This is a genomic window from Hymenobacter chitinivorans DSM 11115, from assembly GCF_002797555.1.
Classification (GTDB): Bacteria; Bacteroidota; Bacteroidia; order Cytophagales; family Hymenobacteraceae; genus Hymenobacter; species Hymenobacter chitinivorans.
In genome coordinates, this window is record NZ_PGFA01000001.1 from 2,500,322 (window position 1) to 2,517,296 (window position 16,975).

The 16,975-nt window shown below is 63.5% G+C and carries 14 protein-coding genes; 5 read left to right on the top strand and 9 right to left on the bottom strand.

The features are described 5' to 3' along the window. Window positions 1–209: 209 nt before the first annotated feature. Together CLV45_RS10620 and CLV45_RS10625 are read left to right on the top strand one after the other, a co-directional pair. Complete coding sequence (locus CLV45_RS10620) at window positions 210–644, top strand: nucleoside deaminase (RefSeq protein ID WP_100336328.1); 435 nt, start codon at window positions 210–212, stop codon at window positions 642–644. 191 nt (window positions 645–835) lie between these two features. Then, a complete protein-coding gene (locus CLV45_RS10625; protein ID WP_100336329.1) occupies window positions 836–1,429 on the top strand; it encodes a DUF4202 domain-containing protein in 594 nt (197 codons plus the stop codon). Here the strand turns inward: CLV45_RS10625 and cobA are convergent. The 9 genes from cobA to CLV45_RS10670 form a co-directional block, all read right to left on the bottom strand. Then, window positions 1,373–2,188: a uroporphyrinogen-III C-methyltransferase gene (gene cobA / locus CLV45_RS10630; protein WP_100336330.1), complete on the bottom strand. Its 816-nt coding sequence runs from the start codon at window positions 2,186–2,188 to the stop codon at window positions 1,373–1,375. The two genes, CLV45_RS10625 and cobA, sit on opposite strands and share 57 nt — an antisense overlap. Next, entirely contained in the window at window positions 2,185–2,907 is a 723-nt protein-coding gene (locus CLV45_RS10635; RefSeq protein ID WP_100336331.1) for a precorrin-2 dehydrogenase/sirohydrochlorin ferrochelatase family protein, read from the bottom strand. The genes cobA and CLV45_RS10635 overlap by 4 nt, the downstream gene beginning before the upstream one ends. A 47-nt stretch (window positions 2,908–2,954) precedes the next feature. After that, window positions 2,955–4,457, bottom strand: a complete 1,503-nt coding sequence (locus CLV45_RS10640; protein WP_100336332.1) for a rubredoxin — start codon at window positions 4,455–4,457, stop codon at window positions 2,955–2,957. Between the two features lie 37 nt (window positions 4,458–4,494). Continuing rightward, the gene (locus tag CLV45_RS10645; protein ID WP_100336333.1) at window positions 4,495–8,013 is read right to left on the bottom strand and encodes a nitrate reductase; all 3,519 of its coding nucleotides are present in this window, start codon (window positions 8,011–8,013) and stop codon (window positions 4,495–4,497) included. Window positions 8,014–8,037: 24 nt separating this feature from the next. Next, entirely contained in the window at window positions 8,038–9,366 is a 1,329-nt protein-coding gene (locus CLV45_RS10650) for an MFS transporter (RefSeq protein ID WP_100336334.1), read from the bottom strand. Window positions 9,367–9,431: 65 nt separating this feature from the next. Next, window positions 9,432–10,721: an alginate export family protein gene (locus tag CLV45_RS10655; RefSeq protein ID WP_100336335.1), complete on the bottom strand. Its 1,290-nt coding sequence runs from the start codon at window positions 10,719–10,721 to the stop codon at window positions 9,432–9,434. Between the two features lie 50 nt (window positions 10,722–10,771). Then, entirely contained in the window at window positions 10,772–11,128 is a 357-nt protein-coding gene (gene nirD / locus CLV45_RS10660; RefSeq protein ID WP_100336336.1) for a nitrite reductase small subunit NirD, read from the bottom strand. 148 nt (window positions 11,129–11,276) lie between these two features. Then, window positions 11,277–13,781, bottom strand: coding sequence for a nitrite reductase large subunit NirB (gene nirB, locus CLV45_RS10665; protein ID WP_100336337.1), 2,505 nt, complete (start codon window positions 13,779–13,781; stop codon window positions 11,277–11,279). A 424-nt stretch (window positions 13,782–14,205) separates the two neighbouring features. Continuing rightward, the gene (locus CLV45_RS10670) at window positions 14,206–15,147 is read right to left on the bottom strand and encodes an ADP-ribosylglycohydrolase family protein (protein ID WP_100336338.1); all 942 of its coding nucleotides are present in this window, start codon (window positions 15,145–15,147) and stop codon (window positions 14,206–14,208) included. Between the two features lie 112 nt (window positions 15,148–15,259). Between CLV45_RS10670 and CLV45_RS10675 the strand changes: the two genes are divergently transcribed. The 3 genes from CLV45_RS10675 to CLV45_RS10685 all read left to right on the top strand — a co-directional run bounded on the left by CLV45_RS10675 (window position 15,260) and on the right by CLV45_RS10685 (window position 16,865). Further along, window positions 15,260–15,568 carry a hypothetical protein gene (locus CLV45_RS10675; RefSeq protein ID WP_100336339.1) on the top strand — a complete coding sequence of 103 codons (309 nt, stop codon included), beginning with the start codon at window positions 15,260–15,262 and terminating at the stop codon, window positions 15,566–15,568. After that, window positions 15,569–15,937 carry a magnesium citrate secondary transporter gene (locus CLV45_RS10680; RefSeq protein WP_100336340.1) on the top strand — a complete coding sequence of 123 codons (369 nt, stop codon included), beginning with the start codon at window positions 15,569–15,571 and terminating at the stop codon, window positions 15,935–15,937. Between the two features lie 100 nt (window positions 15,938–16,037). After that, window positions 16,038–16,865, top strand: coding sequence for a mechanosensitive ion channel family protein (locus tag CLV45_RS10685; RefSeq protein WP_100336341.1), 828 nt, complete (start codon window positions 16,038–16,040; stop codon window positions 16,863–16,865). The last annotated feature ends 110 nt before the right edge of the window (window positions 16,866–16,975 follow it).

Here is a 16,975-nt window from a genome sequence, read left to right on the forward strand (position 1 = left end):
CTCGCCTACCCCACTGAAATTTCTACCAACGCAAAAAGCCTTTTAGCACCAGCACAGCAAAGGACTTTTTACATTGAATAGCGCTTATCAATCAGGTGAGGTAGGTCCTTCGTTCCGCTTCGCTCCTCTCAGGATGACAGCCGGAAAAATGAACCGGAGTCCTACCTTTACTTTCTTCACCTCTCTACTTCCCACAAAAAAGAAATATCATGGACGAATTCATGCAGGCCGCCATCGACGAGGCGCGGCAGGGCCGCCAGCAGGGCGGTATTCCCATCGGCTCGGTGCTGGTGCGCGACGGTAAAATCGTGGCCCGGGGGCGCAACAAGCGCGTGCAGGAGGACAACCCCATCAAGCACGGCGAAATGGACTGCCTCTTCAACGCCGGCCGCCAGCGCAGCTACCGCGACACCGTTATTTACACCACACTGATGCCCTGCTACATGTGCGCCGGCACCATCGTGCAGTTCAAGATTCCCAAGGTGATGGTAGGCGAGTCGCGCACGTTCGGCGAGTCGCGGGCCTTCCTGGAAAGCCACGGCGTGGAAGTCGTGGACCTGGACCTGCAGGAGTGCGTGGACATGATGAACGAGTTCGTCGAGGCCGAGCCCACGCTCTGGAACGAGGACATCATGGAGCTGTAACCTAGCTTCGTTCGTCGGAACAACCCTACAAGAACGTCATGTCGACCAGCAGGAGACATGACGTTCTGCTTTTTTAAGTGCTGGTAAGGCCGTTGGATTCGATGCTGCCGGTTTATTTATTGGCTCATTATTGCTTTAGCCACCGCGAGGTGCGTTTTTAGAGCGTTACTCGCCCCACGTATTCCGCCTGTATGAGCTTCCCCTCCGCCCGCTTCACGGCCGCCCTTGCCACATTCGACGCCGCCAACGCCGAAGACCCCAACCAGGAAACTGATGCCGAGGGTCAAAGCTGGCCCAAGGAGCTGCTCTACGGCCACCGCATGAGTGCCTGCCTGGCCCGCGTGGCACCCGAGGCCCCGGAGCCCGTGCAGCTGGCCGCCCGCTGCCAGCACATCCGCCGTTGGGCCATTCCGCGCGCTGATTTCCCCCTGGACCGCCCCGGCTACCACCAGTGGCGCAACACGCTCAAGAAATACCACGCCGAAGTTGCCGGCCAACTCCTGACCGAAGTAGGCTACGACGAAGCCACCATCGGGCGGGTGCAGGCCCTGCTGCAAAAGCAGCAGCTCACCCGCGACGCCGACATGCAGCTGCTGGAGGACGTGATTTGCCTGGTATTTCTGGAACACTACTTCCTGGATTTTGCCCGCCAGCACCCCGAGGAGAAAATCATCGTCATCGTGCAGAAAACCTGGCGCAAAATGACCCCGCAGGGCCACGCCCTGGCCCTACAGCTCCCGCTGCCCGCCGAGGCTCAGGCCCTGGTAGCCAAAGCCCTGGCCTAGCTTCCTCGCCGGCATCTCATGACCTAGGCCTACCACCGCTCCGATAACGATAAGGGCCGGGTAGGTAATCTGCTGGCTGGCGACCAGCGCCGGCAGGGTGCGCACCGGCCCCACGGCCAACTTCCGCTGAGGCAGGGTGAGGTGCTGGACCACGGCGGCTGGCGTGTCGCCCTTGCCCATTTCGCAGTAGGCGGCGGCAATTTCGGCGGCTTTTTTCAGGCCCATGTAAATCACCACGGTGGAGTTGCTTTGCATGGCCAGGCGCAGGTCCACCGACAGGGAGCCGTCCTTTTTGGTGCCCGTCACCATCCAGACGCCCTCACTGATGATGCGGTGGGTCAGGGGAATGTCTTCGAAGCCCAGGGCCTGCATGCTCGAAATCCCGGGAATGTAGTGCGTGGCAATGCCGTGGGCGCGGGCAAACAGGATTTCCTCGAAGCCCCGCCCGAAGATGAACGGGTCGCCGCCCTTGAGGCGAATGACGCGGCCCCGGGCCCGGGCTTTTTCCAGAATCAGCTCGTGAATGGTTTCCTGGGGCGTGTAGTCGCCGTAGGGCTTTTTGCCCACGTACACGCACTCGCAGCCGGCCGGGGCCAGGGCTAGCAGCTCCTGGTTGGCCAGGTTGTCGTAGAGAATGACGGCGGCGGTTTGCAGCACCCGGTGGGCTTTGAGCGTGAGCAGCTCCGGGTCGCCGGGCCCCGCTCCCACCACGTAGAGCTCCGGCACCACACCGGCCGGGTTTTCCTGCTGACTACTCAAGGACTTAGTTTTTTAGATGCGGGGGAAGAAAGCAGGCTCCGCACCTGCACGGCGGCCAGGGCCCCGGCCGTCAGCAAAGCGCCCAGGGCCAGGCGGCGCCACCGCCGGGTGGCCGGCACCTCGAAGCCGGGGCCGCCGGCCAAGCCGGCCGTTACCTGGTTCAGGGTGCGGACCTTGGCGGCAAAGTCGCCGGCGAGCTGCTGACGGATGGCGGGCATCTTCTGCAGCACCGCGTCGAGCTCGTCGGGCAGGGCTTCTTCCAGCACGGCCCGCACCCGCTTGGCCACCGTGGGCGACTGGCCGTTGGTGGAAACCGCAATTTTCAACGCCCCCTTCTGCACCACCGACGAGAGGTAAAAGTCGCACAGCGGGGGCGTATCGGCCACGTTTACCAGCAGGCGGTGGCTCCGGGCAGCCTGCTTGATGCGCGCGTGCAGGGCCGGATCGTCGGTGGCGGCAAACACGATATCAGCTTCTTCCAGCAGGGCGTCGGTGTAAGCTTCTTCGCGCAGCTGGACTTTGGGATGCTGCGCGGCCAATTCCCGCAGGGCGGGCAGAAAAGTGAGGCTGACGACCGTTACGGCCGTGGCCGGGCTGCTGCGCAAGATGGCCGTGAGCTTTTCCAGTCCCACGTTGCCGCCGCCAACGAGCAGCACGCGCAGCTGCTCTAATTTGAGAAAGACCGGAAAAAGTGGATTGGCACTGGGTGGGGAAAGCATGAGCAAGGATTGAGAAAAGATGATAAGCGTAAGGTGCTACAAGCTGCTTACGGAGCGGCCCCAACGGAACTCAATCCCGCTGCTACCGGCTCTTCCCAAAACTCAAACTCGGCGGCCGGAGCCTCGCAGGTGGAGCAGTGGTAGTTGGGCAGGGCGGCCCAGCGCGTGCCCGGCGCTACGTGCTGGCTCGGGTCACCATACTCCGGGTCGTACACGGTCAGGCAGCGGTGGCAGCGCGGCAGGGCCGTTGTGGCGGGCGGCAGGCTCTCGATTGAAGAAGGCGCGGCAGTCTCGGTTTCCGGCGGGGTTTCGGCTCCGATTTGGGCGTAGAACTGGTGGCAGAGCTCGGCCAGGTACCAGCCCAGCATGTCGGGGCGTACTTGCTGGCGGAAGGAGACGAAGTCGCGGGAATTGGGGTTAAAGTCGCGGGTGTGCAGGATTTCGTACTGCTCGGCCCCGCTGCGCCCCGGCTGGGTGCGGATGATGATGGAGCCGAAAAGCCCGGTTTGGGGCCGGGTTTTGATGGCAAAGCAGAGCTGGTAGGTGCGCACGTCCTCCTCGTGGAGGTAGCGCACCAACTCGTGCTTGAGGGCCAGGCCCGCTGGGCAGTTATCCTCGACCTGCCAGTTGAGCTCGTTGGCTGCGTGCCGCACGTTGATGCGGTGGCGGCAGAGCACGGCGTCCCACTGCGGCCGGTCGGCGGGGGCAATACCTTTTATAATCAACGACTTCCAGGGCGTGGCACAAAGCTGGCCCACGCGCGTGTGCAAACACACCCGCGCCAGGTCGCGCAGGAAAGCCACCGAAAACTGCTCGTTGCGCCGGTAGATGCCCAGCCACAAATGCTGCCCGCTGCGGTTGAACCCCTCGTAATACGGCAGCATAAAAGGCGGCAGCGCCAAGGCCCCGGCCACCACCCGCGGCCCCAGCGGCTGAGTGGCGCTGACCTGGGCGTAGAGCCGGGCGCCGGCCGTGGCTAAGTCAGCGGTAAACTGCCCGGCGTCGGCCAGCAGCACCCGCTCCAGGGCGGCGCTCAGCACCGGCACGTCCTCGGAATACACCAGGTGGGGCCAGGCGTAGAGGTGGCCGGTGCGGGGCCAGCGCACGTGCAGGTGCCAGTAGTTGCTGGTTTCGGCGGCAATAAAGTTGAGGTGGCCGGTGAAAAACGGCACGAACGTCTGCCGGCTGTCGACCAGGTTGATTTTCAGCCGGGGCCGGTAATCGAACAAATCCAGAATGTCCTTGTAAACGCCTTCCCGCAGCCAGGCGGCGCTGTAGAACACGTCCTCGCCCACGTAGGAGCTGACGATGTTGGGGTGGGCCTCCGGGTCGGGCTCGGCCAGCACCCCGGCCGCGGCCAAGGCCTGCAGCAGGGCGCGGCGCCGGGCCGGCTCCACGGTGAGCAGCAGCTGCTGCCGGTGCCCAAGCTGCACCTGCTCGATACCGGCCGCTTCGGCCGCGCTGAGCACGGCCAGCAGGTCGCCGGCTGGCACGATACCGCCGGGCAGGTTTACGGCAATCAGGGAGTTAGAAGAGTCAGCGGAAGTCATGGTGTAAATCGGGTGGAATGCGCGGCTAGCGGGTGGTTTAGGGAGTGGCGGGAACCAGCGTGGCTAGCTCGGCGGCCAGAATCTGCTGCACCTCGGGCCGGCAGGAGCCGCAGCCGGTGCCCGCCCCGGTAGTAGCGCAAAGGGCTTGGAGCGAGTCGCAGCCGGCCGCTATGGCCTGGCGCAGGTTGTCGGCGCCCACGTTGTTGCAGCTGCACACGAGCTTGCCCAGCACCGGGGCGGCGGGGCGGCCGCTACGCAGCAGCTGCAGGCGTTTGTCGCTGAGCTCGGTTTTGCCCTCAATCAGCGCCCGAAACTCCTGAAACTCGGTTTTGTCACCGATGAGGATGGCGCCCACCAGCCGGTCCTGGTGCACGATGCACTTTTTGTAGTAGCGCCGGGCCTTGTCGATAAAGGTAATTTCCTCGTAGCCCGGCACGCCGGCCGGGCACTCGGGCAGACCGATGCTGCACAAGTCGAAGCCGTGAATCTTGATGATGTTCATGAATGTGCTGCCCTGGTAGACGCTGCCCACGTCGCCGCTCAGGTAGCGGGCCACCACGGCGGCCTGCTGCTCGGCGGCGGCCGTAATGCCGTAGAGCGTGCCTTCAAACTCGGCAATTTCGCCCAGGGCAAACACGCTGGGGTCCGAGGTTTGCAGCCGCTGGTTGACGACCACCCCGCGGCGGCACTCCAGCCCACTGTCCCGGGCCAGCTCCAGGTTGGGCACCGTGCCGATGGCCAGAATCAGCGCGTCGCAGTCGAGGCGCCGGCCGCTTTTCAGGCCCACGCCGGTGAGGCGGGAGCGGCCGTAGAACAGCTCCACCTCGTCGTTGAAGTACAGCTCGCAGCCCTGGTCCACCATTTCTTCCTGCAGCAGCTGACTACCCAGGGCATCGAGCTGCCGGTCCAGAAACCGGGAAATTCGCTGGATGATGGACACCCGCACCCCGGTTTCGCGCAACGACGCCGCCATTTCCAGCCCCAGCAGCCCGCCCCCTACGATGACGACGTGGGCATTCTGGGCCGGCAAGTGACTGGTAAACGAATCGGCATCGAGGCGGCTGCGCATGGTGAAGATGCCGGGCAGCGCGGGCACGTTGCGGGGCACCGCCGCCCGGCTACCGGTCGCCAGGATCAGCACGTCGTAGTCGGTGCGCTGCCCGCGGGAATCCACCACGTACTTTTCGGCCCGGTTGACTTCCTCCACGCTCACGCCCCGGCGCAGCTCGATATTATAGCCGGGCTCCTCTTCGTCGCGCATTTTGACCAACTGCGCCCACTGCTGGTGCCCGCTGATGTAGTCGGGCAGCATCACGCGGTTGTAGAACGGGAAGTCTTCCTTGCTGAAAATAGTGATACTGTCGTCCTGGTTGAGCTGCCGGTAGGCCTGCACGAAGCCAAAGGCTCCCGCCCCCGCTCCTACCACCACGATGCGCTGCCGGGGCGGGCGGTACTTTTCGAGCTGCACGGCGCAGAACTTGAAATCGGGCTCCTTGGAAATGGGGTCCACGGCGCCCGAGGTCAGGTTGTTGGCCCGGTGCAGGTCGGAGCCCAGGATTTTGCCCCAGTGCATGGGCAGAAACACCACGCCCGGCCGGATGCCCGCACTCAGCCGGGCCGCCACCCGCACGCTGCCCCGCCGGGAGCTGACGGTCACCAGGTCCCCTTCGGCCACCTGGAGGGCGGCGGCATCTGCGGGGTGCAGCTCGACGAAGGCCTGGGGAAGGTGCTGGCGGAGCTTGCTGACTTTGCCCGTCTTGGTCATCGTGTGCCACTGGTCCCGGATGCGGCCGGTGGTCAGGATGAAGGGAAAATCCTCGTCGGGCGCTTCGCTGCGGAACCCGGCCGCCACGGGGTGAATCCGGGCCCGGCCGGAGGGCGTGTAGAACTGATGGTCGGTGAAAAGGCGGGGCGTGCCGGGCGTGGCCTGCGCGGGGCGGTAGGGCCACTGCACCGAGCCGTGCCGGCGCAGCACCTCGTAGGTCAGGCCCGCAATGTCCAGGGTGGTGCCGGCCGTCAGACGGGTGTGTTCCTGGTAAATAGCCTCGGTGGAGGGAAAGTCGAAGCCGGCAAACCCCATTTTCTGGGCAAAGCGGCAGATGATTTCGGCATCAGGCAGGGCCTCACCGGGCGCGGCCACTACCCGGGGCAAATAGCTGATGCGCCGCTCGGAGTTGGTCATGGTGCCCTCCTTTTCGGCCCAGGCGGCGGCGGGCAGAATCACGTCGGCGTAGGCCAGGGTTTCGGGCTTATTGCTGATATCCTGCACGACCACGAATTTGGCCTTGGCCAAAGCCGCTTCCGCCTGCCGCACGTTGGGCAAACTCGTAAGCGGGTTGGTGCACAGGATCCAGATGGCCTTGAGGCGGCCGTCTTCCAGGGCCTCGAACATTTCGGTGGCCGTGAAGCCGGGCTTATCGGCCAGCGGGCCGCTGCCCCAGAACTGCTGCACCTCGGCCCGGTGGGCGGGGTCGGCCAGGTTGCGGTGGGCGGGCAGCAGGTTGGAGAGGCCCCCGACCTCCCGCCCGCCCATGGCGTTGGGCTGGCCCGTGAGGGACATCGGCCCCGCCCCGGGCTTGCCAATCTGGCCGGTTAGCAAATGCAGGTTCAGCAAACTCAGGTTTTTGTCGACGCCCACCACGCTCTGGTTCAGGCCCATGGTCCACATCGACAAAAAGGCCTGGGCCGAGCCGATGTAGCCGGCCGCCAACCGAATATCGGCCTCCGCCACGCCGCACAGCGCGGCCGATTCAGCCACCGTCCGCTCCAGAATCAGCTGCTGGTACTGCTCGAAGCCCTCGGCGTGCTGCCCAATGAAAGCCATATCCAGGTCCCCATTTTCCAGCAGCACCCGGGCCAGGGCCTGGTGCAGCACCACGTCGGTGCCGGGAATGAGCTGCAGGTGCACGTCGGCCAGGGCGCAGGTGTCCGTCACCCGCGGGTCCACGACGATGATTCTGGTAGCAGGGTTAGCCGCTTTGTGGGCTTCCACGCGCCGCCACAGAATCGGGTGGCACCAGGCCGGGTTGGCCCCGGTTACCAGCAGGCAGTCGGCCAGCTCGATGTCGTCGTAGCAGACCGGCACGCTGTCCTCGCCCAGGGCCATTTTGTAGCCCACCACCGCGCTGCTCATGCACAGGCGGGAGTTGGTGTCAAGGTTGTTCGAACCGATAAAGCCCTTCATGAGCTTGTTGAGCACGTAATATTCCTCCGTCAGGCACTGCCCCGAGGCGTAGAAAGCCACCGAGTCGGGACCGTACTGCGCAATGAAGGTCCGGAACACGGCGGCGGTGCGCTCCAGGGCTTCGTCCCAGCTCACCCGCTGCAACGGGCGGCTTTTGCTGTAGCGCATCTGCGGAAACAGCAGCCGGTCCGTCCGGTCGTTGACGGTGTACTGCAAATTCAGGCCCTTGCTGCACAGCGCCCCGCGGTTGACGGGGTAGTCGGGGTTGCCCGTCACGGTCACGTCGCCGTGCTTGTCGGGCTTGACCAGCACCCCGCAGCCGACGCCGCAGTAGCAACAAGTGGAAGCAGCAGCGGGAACAGTCAGGGCCATAGATACGGGTGAGTGAGTGAGGTACTAAGCGCCGGCCAGCGTCAGCGGGGCTTCGGAGGTAGTTTCGGCCGTGGCTTCCCCAATTTCCTTGCGCACCAGGCGCACCAGCAGCACCAGGCCGCCCACGGCCGCCACGCCGATACCGATGTAGAGAAAAGCCGTGCTGTAGCTGATGGAGGCCGATTTGAACAGGAAGCCGACCAGCATGGCGCCCAGGTTGCCGCCCGCCCCCACCACGCCGCTCACGCTGCCCAGAGCCTGCTTGTTCACGAAAGGCACAATGGAGTAAGTGCAGCCGTTGGCCATTTTCAAAAACAGCGCAAACCCCAGCATGGCGGCAATGGCCAGCGGCAGGCTCGGGGCCAGGGCAAACAGGGCAATACCCCCGCCTTCGAGCACCAGCAGCCCACTCAGCAGCAGCCACTTGCCCCGCAACCCGGCGTGGCGCCCCACCAGGTCACTGACCCAGCCGCCCAGGCCCCGGGCGAAGATGTTCATGAACCCGAAGATGCCGGCCAGCATGCCGGCCATGACCAGCGTGGCCCCGAAATGGTCGACGAAGTACACGGCCGCCACGTTGTCGATGGTAATTTCGATGCCGAAGCAGGCCCCGTAGGCCAGGGCCAGCACCCAGGTGCGGTAGTCGCGCAAAGCCAGCAGAAACGTGCCCTTGGGCTTTTGCGCCGCGTCGCGCGGAATGTCGGCGTAGTTGCCCCGGGGCGTATCGACGGTGTACTTGTAATACAGCCAGGCCATGATGAGCAGAATAACCCCGGGCACGACCATGGCCAGGCGCCAGGAATTGGCCTGATCCACGTAGCCCAAGGAGACGAAACCGGCGGCCACCAGGGGCATCACCATGTTGGCAATACCGCCGCCGAGGTTGCCCCAGCCCCCGGCCACGGCGTTGGCCGTGCCCACCACGTTGGGGGCAAACATCATGGAGGTGTGAAACTGAGTGATGACGAAGGAGGCCCCGATAATGCCGATGGCTAGGCGAAACAGCAGGAAGCTTTGGTAGCTGTTGCTCAGCCCGATAAGCATCACCGGCAGGGCGCCCACCACCAGCAGCAGGGTATAGGTCAGGCGCGGACCCAGCGTGTCGCAAAGCTTGCCGATAACCAAGCGGGCCAGGATGGTAGCCGACACCGAGGCAATGACGATGTTGCCGATCTGGCCTTTGTCGAGGTGGAGCTGCTCGCGCACCAGGGGCATGAGGGGCGCAATGCCGAACCAGCCGAAAAAGCAGAAGAAAAACGTGAGCCAGGTCAGGTGAAAGGTGCGCATCTGCACGCCTTTCCCGGAGAAAATGGCGAGTTTATCCAGCGGCCGGGCACTCAGTGAATCGTCCATGTCGACAGAGAGTTAGAGGAGAAGTTGGCAGTGAGGAACAGTGGCGCGGAGCACAAAACCCGCGCTTAGTTTTTGAACAGGACGGGCTTAAACGTGAGCATGGCCCAGGCCCACTGGTTATACTGCTGCCCGGCGCGCCCTTTCAGCGCATCGAGCGAGGCCGTGGCCACAAAGTGCGAATAGCCCAGCTTGAGGTTGAACTCCGGACTCACGTTGGCACTGAGCTGCAGATCCAGCTCCTCGCCCAGCCGGCTGCCCAGGGCCTGCTCGGTGGTGCCCGCCGCATACACCCGGGCCGCCGACTCGAAGTGGTGCAGGTGGGCCAGCAGGCTGGTTTTGGGCGCCAGCTTGAAATTGGTTTTCAGGTAGAAGTCCACCAGGCCGGCGGTGCGGCCGTTCTGCCCGTGGTTGTTGCCCACGTAGAAGTAGTCCATGTGGCCGTAAAAGGCGTGGTTGGTGCCGTAGAGCGGCACGAAGGCGTGGTTGCGGGAGTCGGTAGCGTCGGAGCCCGACAGGTAATCGAGGCCCAGCGTGAGCGGGGTGAGCTTGGTGGCCAGCGTCACGCTGCCCGCCGCCAGATAGGCCCGCACGGTGCGGCCGGCGGCATCGTAGCCGGTCTGGTAGTAGGCTTCGGCCGCCAGGGTTGCCCGGCCGGCGGTGGCCTCGCCGGTCAGGCCGTAGGTTTGCCGGTAGTAGGTCGTGGAGTCGGTCCGCTGCCGGCCGTCGTTGAAAAACAGGGCCGAAAGTTTGCCGCGGGTCCAGTCCTTGTGCAGCCATAGGTACTCCATGGACTTGTAGTTGTCGACCCCGCCGTAGTAGGTGTCGGCGAGCTTGGCGGGCTCCAGGGAAAACGACTGGTTGAACCCCGCCCCGCCGTGCATGGCAAAGCCCGAGCTGTCGGCGTACAGAAGCTTCAGCGCATCGTGGCTGCGGCCCTGCTGGGCCCAGTCGAGCCCGCCCAGAAACCGGGCGTTGTCGTAGTCCAGGGCCTGCCGGCCCACCCGCACGGCAAGCCGGGGCGTCAGGCGGTATTGGCCGTAGGCTTCAAAGACGTTGAACAGGTTGGGGTCGGTTTTATACACCTGGCTGGTGCTGCCCCAGATGCGCACGTCCTGCACCGACAGCCGCACGCTCACCTTGTCACGGCCGTAATCCAGGTTGAGGCGGGAGCGTTGCTCGACGAAGAAAGCCGGCTTTTCGCGGGGCGTGTTCACCGTCCGGAACCCGTCGCGCAGCTCGGTCCGCGGCCGGATTTCGGCCGACACTACCACCTGCCCCACCGCCGCCGAGCCGGGCAGCAGCGCCACCGCCAGCGCTACCCAAGAAAGTCTATTCGCAGTACAGTTCTCGGGCATAGGAGGTGGTTAAGGATGAGCAGGAAACGAATTGAGCAGATGGCGAAGCTTCAGCCGGCTTCCAGGCCGATGAACACCAGCCCATCTTCAACCTTAATCGGGTAGGTCCGGATGCTGCACTCGTCCCCGTTCAGGCACTCGCCGGTGAGCAGGGAAAAGGTGCGCTTGTGGAACGGGCAGGCCACTTTGGGCTCACAGGCTTCGCCGGTACTACCGATCATGCCGCGGGCCAGGGCCATCTGCTGCTTGTGCGGGCACAGGTTCTGGGTGGCGTACCACTCGCCGCGGCGGGCGAAGTTGAAAATGGCAATCTGCTCGCCTTCCACCAGGGCGCAGGCCCCGCCGTCGGCCGGAATATCCGCGGCCGCACACACGGGTACCCACGTTACGTCAATGACAGCTTCCATCGGTTGTAGCTTGAGTTGAAAGGGTTTGGGCGGCGAATGAGCGGCGCTGCAACACCACCCACCGCGCCCGTTTTGCTTCGTTGGTATTCCGGGCCGCCCCGAGGTGGAGCGGCAAGGACTTCGTCTGAAAAAGTGCTTCGAAGGCCCGTTACCAGGCTTTTACAATCTTCTGACCCCGCACCGGCTCGAACTCAATCGAGGGGTCTTTGAGCGTGGGCGCATTCACGAAGTGGGTGAACTGCCGGCGCAGCTCGGGGTTTTCGACCACCTCCCGCCACTCGCAGTGGTAGTTCTGAATCAGCAAAGCCATTTCGGCTTCCAGCTCGGCACAGATACCCAGGCTGTCGTTGATGACCACGTTTTTGAGGTAGGCCAGGCCGCCGTCCAGCTTGTTGAGCCAGGTGGCGGTGCGCATCAGCGGGTCGGCGGTTTTGATGTAAAACATCAGGAACCGGTCGAGGTAGCGCACCAGGGTTTCCTTATCCACGTCGGTAGCCAGGAGCTGGGCGTGCTGGGGCTTGGCCCCGCCGTTGCCGCACACGTACAGGTTCCAGCCTTTCTCGGTGGCAATGATGCCGAAGTCCTTGGCCTGGGCCTCGGCGCACTCCCGCACGCAGCCGCTGACCCCGCTTTTGAGCTTGTGGGGGGAGCGGATTCCCTTGTAGCGGTTCTCGATTTCGATGGCCAACGACACGCTGTCGTGCAGCCCAAACCGGCACCAGGTGCTCCCCACGCAGCTTTTCACCGTCCGCAACGACTTGCCGTAGGCGTGCCCGCTCTCGAAGCCGGCATTAATCAGCTCCTCCCAGATGTCGGGCAAATCACTCACGTGGGCCCCGAACATATCGATGCGCTGCCCGCCGGTAATCTTGGTGTAGAGCCCGTACTTCTGAGCCACCCGCCCAATGACCATCAGCTGCTCGGGCGTGACTTCGCCGGCCGCAATGCGGGGCACCACCGAGTAGCTCCCACCCTTCTGGATGTTGGCCAAATACCGGTCGTTGGTATCCTGAATCGTGTTTTGCTTGACAATCAAATCATTCCACAAACCCGACAGAATGCTGCCGATGGCCGGCTTGCAGGTTTCGCAGCCATCGCCCTTGCCAAAGTGGTCGAGGGCCGCGTCGTAGGTGCGGATGTCGTTGATTTTGAGCAAATCGAAGAGCTCCTGCCGGGAGTAGTCAAAATGCTCGCACAGCACGTTCTTGATGTAAGCGCCCTGGGCCAGCAGCGTACCGTTGATGAGGTCCTTGACCATGGGCACGCAGCCCCCGCAGCCGGTGCCGGCCTTGGTGCATTTCTTCAGCCCCTCCACCGTCGTGATGCCCAGCTCGGTCACGGCCCCGCAGATGGCGCCTTTGGTGACGGCCTCGCAGGAGCAGATGAGCGCCTCGTCGGGCAAGCCCAGCACGCCCGCGCCTTCGGCGGCCTCCCCGCCCCGGGCGCCCAGAATCAGGTCTTCGGGGTGGGGCGGCAGCACGATTTTGTTGTTGACCGTCTGCAGCAGCAGGTTGTAGGCTTCCGCGTCGCCGATGAGCACGCCGCCGAGCAGGTACTTGCCGTCGGGACTGATGTTAATGCGCTTATAGACGCCGCTGTGGGCGTCTTCAAACACGATGGCGCGGCTGTGGGGCTCGGCAATGAACGGGTCGCCGAAGCTGGCCACGTCCACACCGATGAGCTTGAGCTTGCTGCTCATATCGTAGCCGGTAAAGGCGCGGGCCCCTTGCGTGAGCTGGCTGGCCACGACCTCGGCCATGTCGTAGCCGGGCGCGACCAGGCCGTAAATCATGCCGCCGTGCAGGGCGCACTCCCCGATGGCGAAGATGCGCGGGTCGCTGGTTTGCATTTCGTTATTGACCACGATGCCGCCCCGCAACCCTACTTCCAGGCCGGCGAGTTTGGCCAGCTCATCCCGCGGGCGGATGCCGGCCGAAATCACCAGCATGTCAACTTCCAGCTGGGAGCCGTCGCCGAAGTACAGGGCTTCGATGCGGCCGTTGCCGCCGATGCTGCTGGTGGCTTTGTTGAGGTGAATGTTGAGGCCCAGGGCTTCGAGCTTGGTTTGCAGCATCTGGCTGCCGGCCGCGTCGATTTGCCGGGGCATGAGGCGGGGCGCAAACTCAATGACGTGGGTTTCGGGCACGCCCAAATCGAGCAGGGCTTTGGCCGCTTCCAGGCCCAACAAGCCGCCGCCCAGCACGGCCCCACGCTTAGCAGTAGCGGCATAGGCTTTAATTTCCTCCAAATCCTCGATGGTGCGGTAGACCATGACGCCGGCTTTTTCCACGCCGGGAATGTCGGGCACGAAGGCCGAGGAGCCGGTGGCCAGCACCAGGTAGTCGTAGGGCTGCACCAGGCCGCTGCGGGCGTGCACGGTTTGGCTGGCCCGGTCTATTTCCTGCACCGCGTCGCCCAGGTGCAGAGTAATATGATGGTCGTGGTACCACTGCAGGGGCGCCAGCAGCAGGTCGTCAGCGGTTTTGCCGCCGAAGTATTCGCTCAAATGGACCCGGTCGTAGGCCACGCGGGGCTCTTCGCCGAAGACCACCAGATTGAAGGCCGAGGTTTTGGCGAGCAGCTTCTCGCAAAACTTGTAGCCCACCATGCCATTGCCGATGACAACGACGGTAGGAAGCGCCTGCAGTACCATATGCCTAAGGGTTTAGGACGACGAAAGGAAACGGGTTTTAAGAGTGGGTGGGATGGGTAGAGCGGAGCGGTAACTCGATGAAAGGCATCAAAATACACGCCCTTCAAAAAACACACTGATTTCACCGTGCTTTTCACAAGTATAGACAAATGCACCCTAATACAAAAGGTCTTTTTCCATATTTTATGAATAATTATTCAAAACATACCCTTAGTAAATGGGTGTATTTCATAAATAATCATTTTTGTTTCTTCAGCTTTCCTAAGCCAGAAGCTAGGTCTATAAAGCCAGGATGCATCCCACTCGGGCTGTAGTTTTGGCTGTGCCGGAGTTCTTTTTGAGGCCTACTAAAACACACTAAAGCCCCGCTGAAACGCTGCTCAGCGGGGCCTGTACTATAAGATTAGGCGACTTTCGCGGCCGGCTAAAAGAGCAGCCGGTCGGCCAGGGCTTCGATTTCCGCTCGTTGCATCAGCCCCTGCCGCCACTCGGCCGGAATCTGCTCGGCCCCGAAATACAGTCCGGCCAAGCCGCCCGTAACTGCGCCGGTGGTATCGGCATCGTCGCCCAGGTTGACGGCCGTCAGCACGGTATCGGCGTAGAACTCGCCGCGCAGCAAACACCACAGGGCCGCTTCCAGGGTGTGCACCACGTAGCCCGACGACTGAATATCGGCTTCGGGAATCAGGGCCAGCTCTTGGTCCAGCACCCGGGCGTACCGGTCGACTTCCTTGGCTAGTTTGGGCAGCAGGCCGGGCGCCACTTCCCGGCCCAGCCGCTGATGAGCCTGCGCCGGGTGTAGCCCCTGCAACAGCCCCCAAGCCATTTCCAGATACAGGTAGCAGCCCAGCGTGGAGCGGTAGTGTCCGTGGGTAAGGCAGCCCACTTTATGCGTAATACGCTGCCGCTCGGCCGCGTCGGCGCGCTGCCAGAGCGGGTGAAACACCAGGGGCAAGATGCGCATCAGGGCGCCGTTGCCGTTGTCGTACTCCCGGGTGCCGCCGGCTTTTTCGGGCGCTACGCCTTCCCGCAGCCGCGCAATGGCCTCCCGGGTGGCAATGCCCACGTCGAACACCCGGCCGTGGGGCGTCCAGTAGCCCGCGTCCAGCCAGTTGACGAAGCGGCGGCTCAGGTCGTGCACGTCAATGGCGTAGGCACCGATGTAGGTTAAGGAAGCGGCCAGGCAAAAGGTCAGCGACGAGTCATCCGACCAAGTGCCGGCGGGCTGCTGGTGGGTGCCGTATTCGCGCAGGCTCACCACGGGGTCGAGGCGGCGGCGGGCCCGGCTTTCAAACTCCACGGGCACGCCCAGGGCATCGGCAACGGCCAGGCCCAGCAGGGCGCCGCGGCATTTATCAGAGTTCATACTAAAGCTGTTTGTCGGCAAAATAGCCGGTTTATTCGGCAACGGACCCTGATTGGATCAAACCACATGATTGTGTAGGTCACATCCGCGGCCCGGAACTTACCTTTGCGGCATGAACGACGCTGCGCCCCTATCTGCCTCCAAGAAATGCCCCCACTGCGGCTTTTGGTCGCCGTGGCAGCAGAAATCGGACGACGTGTGCCAGCGCTGCGGGCAGCTACTCGACCCGGTCCGTAACCGCAGTGAGCAACAGCGGGAGCTGGAAGCCCAGGAGCCGCTACCCCAGTTTATGCGCATCGAAATAACGCCCGAGGACAAGGGGCTGGTGCGCTTCGGCAAGCAGATTATCCGGGGCGGGCAGGTGGCCTTTGCGGCCACCGTGTCGTTTATTCTGTGGTTTCTGACGTTGGCCGCCGGCTAAATGACGCTGCCCCGCGAGTTTCGCCGCCCGGCCTTCTGGCTGCCATTGCTGGTGTATGGGCTTTACCAGGCCAACGCCCGGCTTGGGCATTACCCGCTGCCCACATTGGTCACGGCCTACCTTTCCGATTTGCTGGCCATGCCCGTCATCCTGACCCTGGCCCTGGTGGTGCAGCGGCGCTGGGTGCAGCGCCGCGCCACGTTCTGCCTGCCCGATTCGTGGCTGCTGGGAGCCTGGCTCTACGTGTCGGTCTGGTTTGAGCTGCTGCTGCCCCTGCTCTCGGCCCGCCACGTCGGCGACTGGCTCGACGTGGTGGCCTACGGGTTGGGCACGGTGGTGTTCCGGCAGCTTTTGAACCGGCCCGCTTAGGTCGGCCGGAACCTTCCCCTCGGCCTTGCTCGTAGAACCGGGCTTTAGAACGGCCGCCCCGCGGGCGGACCCGCTCTGGTGATGGACCTAATTCCGCCCTATGTTTTCCGATTTGCAGCGCGTGCTGAACACCTACTGGCAGCAGTTTCTCTATATTTCTCCCAAGCTCCTCATTGCCTTTATCGTGCTGATCCTGGCCATTTTTGTGGCCAACCACCTCAGCAGCCTCATCGGCGGCAAGCTGCGCAAAAAGTCGCACGACCCGCTGATGGCCGACTTCCTGACCCGCTTCAGCAAGTGGGCCCTGATTCTGGCCGGCGCGGTGCTGGCCATGGAAGTCGTGGGCCTCTACGCCATTGTGGGCGGGGTGGTGGCCGGCGCGGGCTTGTCGGCCTTCATCGTGGGGTTTGCCCTCAAGGACATTGCCGAGAACTTCCTGGCCGGCGTGGTGCTGGCCTTCAACCGCCCCTTCCACATCCACGACACAGTTCAAATCAAGGACCTGGTGGGTAAAGTGGAGGACCTAAGCCTGCGCGTAACCCTGATTAAAACCTTCGACGGCAAGCACATCTTCCTGCCCAACGCCATGGTGCTGCGCGAGCCGCTCATCAACTTCACCCGGGACGGCTACATCCGCCAGGATTTTCTGGTAACGGTGGACTTTGGCGAGCAGGGCAACTCCCAGCACGCCGCCGACCTGCTGCTGCGCTACGTGCAGACCAACCGCGGCGTGGAGGAAAAAGAGCCGCACACGCCCTACGTCATCCTGGAAAAGGCTACCGCCACCACCGCCGACCTGCGGGCCTACTTCTGGGCGTATTCCGAAGATTACCGCCGCGGTACCCTGGAGCTGAAAAGTGAGCTGATGCGCGACGTGAAGGCGGGCCTGGTCGAAGAAGGCTACGCGGTGCAAAGTGTCGTGCAATAGTTTTATCGGGTGGGCGGGCCCGGAAATACCCGTTTTTCGCTATCATGCGTTGAGGTAAACTGGTTGAGCTGCGGCCCGCGCGCGTCTTTTGCTCTCCGCTCTTTCTGCCG

Coding starts and splice junctions, on each gene's coding strand:
- CLV45_RS10650 (WP_100336334.1), bottom strand. CDS start 9,366: ATGGACGATTCACTGAGTGCCCGGCCGCTGGATAAACTCGCCATTTTC.
- CLV45_RS10655 (WP_100336335.1), bottom strand. CDS start 10,721: ATGCCCGAGAACTGTACTGCGAATAGACTTTCTTGGGTAGCGCTGGCG.
- nirB (WP_100336337.1), bottom strand. CDS start 13,781: ATGGTACTGCAGGCGCTTCCTACCGTCGTTGTCATCGGCAATGGCATG.
- CLV45_RS10635 (WP_100336331.1), bottom strand. CDS start 2,907: ATGCTTTCCCCACCCAGTGCCAATCCACTTTTTCCGGTCTTTCTCAAA.
- nirD (WP_100336336.1), bottom strand. CDS start 11,128: ATGGAAGCTGTCATTGACGTAACGTGGGTACCCGTGTGTGCGGCCGCG.
- CLV45_RS10670 (WP_100336338.1), bottom strand. CDS start 15,147: ATGAACTCTGATAAATGCCGCGGCGCCCTGCTGGGCCTGGCCGTTGCC.
- CLV45_RS10675 (WP_100336339.1), top strand. CDS start 15,260: ATGAACGACGCTGCGCCCCTATCTGCCTCCAAGAAATGCCCCCACTGC.
- CLV45_RS10620 (WP_100336328.1), top strand. CDS start 210: ATGGACGAATTCATGCAGGCCGCCATCGACGAGGCGCGGCAGGGCCGC.
- CLV45_RS10640 (WP_100336332.1), bottom strand. CDS start 4,457: ATGACTTCCGCTGACTCTTCTAACTCCCTGATTGCCGTAAACCTGCCC.
- CLV45_RS10645 (WP_100336333.1), bottom strand. CDS start 8,013: ATGGCCCTGACTGTTCCCGCTGCTGCTTCCACTTGTTGCTACTGCGGC.
- CLV45_RS10625 (WP_100336329.1), top strand. CDS start 836: ATGAGCTTCCCCTCCGCCCGCTTCACGGCCGCCCTTGCCACATTCGAC.
- CLV45_RS10685 (WP_100336341.1), top strand. CDS start 16,038: ATGTTTTCCGATTTGCAGCGCGTGCTGAACACCTACTGGCAGCAGTTT.
- CLV45_RS10680 (WP_100336340.1), top strand. CDS start 15,569: ATGACGCTGCCCCGCGAGTTTCGCCGCCCGGCCTTCTGGCTGCCATTG.